Annotated in this window: 1 rRNA gene; it reads left to right on the plus strand. The window is 57.0% G+C overall.

Annotated elements, in window-relative coordinates:
- Nucleotides 1–14: 14 nt before the first annotated feature.
- Nucleotides 15–1,960, plus strand: a 23S ribosomal RNA gene (locus tag PUR56_RS12455); the annotation flags it as partial.

Consider the following 1,960-nt stretch of genomic DNA (forward strand, 5'->3'; position numbering starts at 1 on the left):
ACGCGAGCATCTGTGGCCAAGTTTTTAAGGGCGCACGGTGGATGCCTTGGCACCAGGAACCGATGAAGGACGTGGGAGGCCACGATAGTCCCCGGGGAGCCGTCAACCAGGCTTTGATCCGGGGGTTTCCGAATGGGGAAACCCGGCAGTCGTCATGGGCTGTCACCCATACCTGAACACATAGGGTATGTGGAGGGAACGCGGGGAAGTGAAACATCTCAGTACCCGCAGGAAGAGAAAACAACCGTGATTCCGGGAGTAGTGGCGAGCGAAACCGGATGAGGCTAAACCGTATTGGTGTGAGACCCGGCAGGGGTTGCCGATACGGGGTCGTGGGATTTTTCTTGACCGGTCTGCCGGCCGGTCGGCGAGTCAGAAACCGTATGGATAGTCGAAGGACATGCGAAAGGTCCGGCGTAGAGGGTAAGACCCCCGTAGACGAAATCTGTACGGCTCGTTTGAGAAACTCCCAAGTAGCACGGGGCCCGAGAAATCCCGTGTGAATCTGGCGGGACCACCCGCTAAGCCTAAATATTCCCTGGTGACCGATAGCGGATAGTACCGTGAGGGAATGGTGAAAAGTACCGCGGGAGCGGAGTGAAATAGTACCTGAAACCGTGTGCCTACAAGCCGTGGGAGCGTCGTTCATCAGTTTACTGGTGGGCCGTGACTGCGTGCCTTTTGAAGAATGAGCCTGCGAGTTTGCGGTGTGTAGCGAGGTTAACCCGTGTGGGGTAGCCGTAGCGAAAGCGAGTCCGAATAGGGCGTTTGAGTTGCATGCCCAAGACCCGAAGCGGAGTGATCTAGCCATGGGCAGGTTGAAGCGGAGGTAAGACTTCGTGGAGGACCGAACCCACCAGGGTTGAAAACCTGGGGGATGACCTGTGGTTAGGGGTGAAAGGCCAATCAAACTCCGTGATAGCTGGTTCTCCCCGAAATGCATTTAGGTGCAGCGTCACGTGTTTCTTGCCGGAGGTAGAGCACTGGATAGGCGATGGGCCTCACCGGGTTACTGACCTTAGCCAAACTCCGAATGCCGGTAAGTGAGAGCGTGGCAGTGAGACTGTGGGGGATAAGCTCCATGGTCGAGAGGGAAACAGCCCAGAACACCGACTAAGGTCCCTAAGCGTGTGCTAAGTGGGAAAGGATGTGGAGTCGCAGAGACAACCAGGAGGTTGGCTTAGAAGCAGCCACCCTTGAAAGAGTGCGTAATAGCTCACTGGTCAAGTGATTCCGCGCCGACAATGTAGCGGGGCTCAAGCACATCACCGAAGTCGTGTCATTGCAGCATATAGGGCCAACGCCTGCTGTGATGGGTAGGGGAGCGTCGTGTGCCGGGTGAAGCGGCGGTGGAAACCAGTCGTGGACGGTACACGAGTGAGAATGCAGGCATGAGTAGCGATACAAGAGTGAGAAACTCTTGCGCCGATTGACCAAGGGTTCCTGGGTCAAGCTGATCTGCCCAGGGTAAGTCGGGACCTAAGGCGAGGCCGACAGGCGTAGTCGATGGACAACGGGTTGATATTCCCGTACCCGCTTTGAAGCGCCAACGCTGAACCAGGTGATGCTAAAGCCGTGAAGCCGGCCCGGAGTCTTCGGACAAAGGGACGTGGTGGAGCCGCTGAACCAAGTCTGTATTAGGTGAGCGATGGGGTGACGCAGGAAGGTAGTCCAGCCCGGGCGGTGGTTGTCCCGGGGTAAGGGTGTAGGCCGAGTGATAGGCAAATCCGTCACTCATTGAGGCTGAGACCTGATGCCGAGCCGATTGTGGTGAAGTGGATGATCCTATGCTGTCGAGAAAAGCCTCTAGCGAGTTTCATGGCGGCCCGTACCCCAAACCGACTCAGGTGGTCAGGTAGAGAATACCGAGGCGTTCGGGTGAACTATGGTTAAGGAACTCGGCAAAATGCCCCCGTAACTTCGGGAGAAGGGGGGCCATTCCTGGTGACGGCACTTGCTG

Origin of the sequence: Streptomyces sp. BE303 (assembly GCF_036290945.1) — a bacterium.
Classification (GTDB): domain Bacteria; phylum Actinomycetota; class Actinomycetes; order Streptomycetales; family Streptomycetaceae; genus Kitasatospora.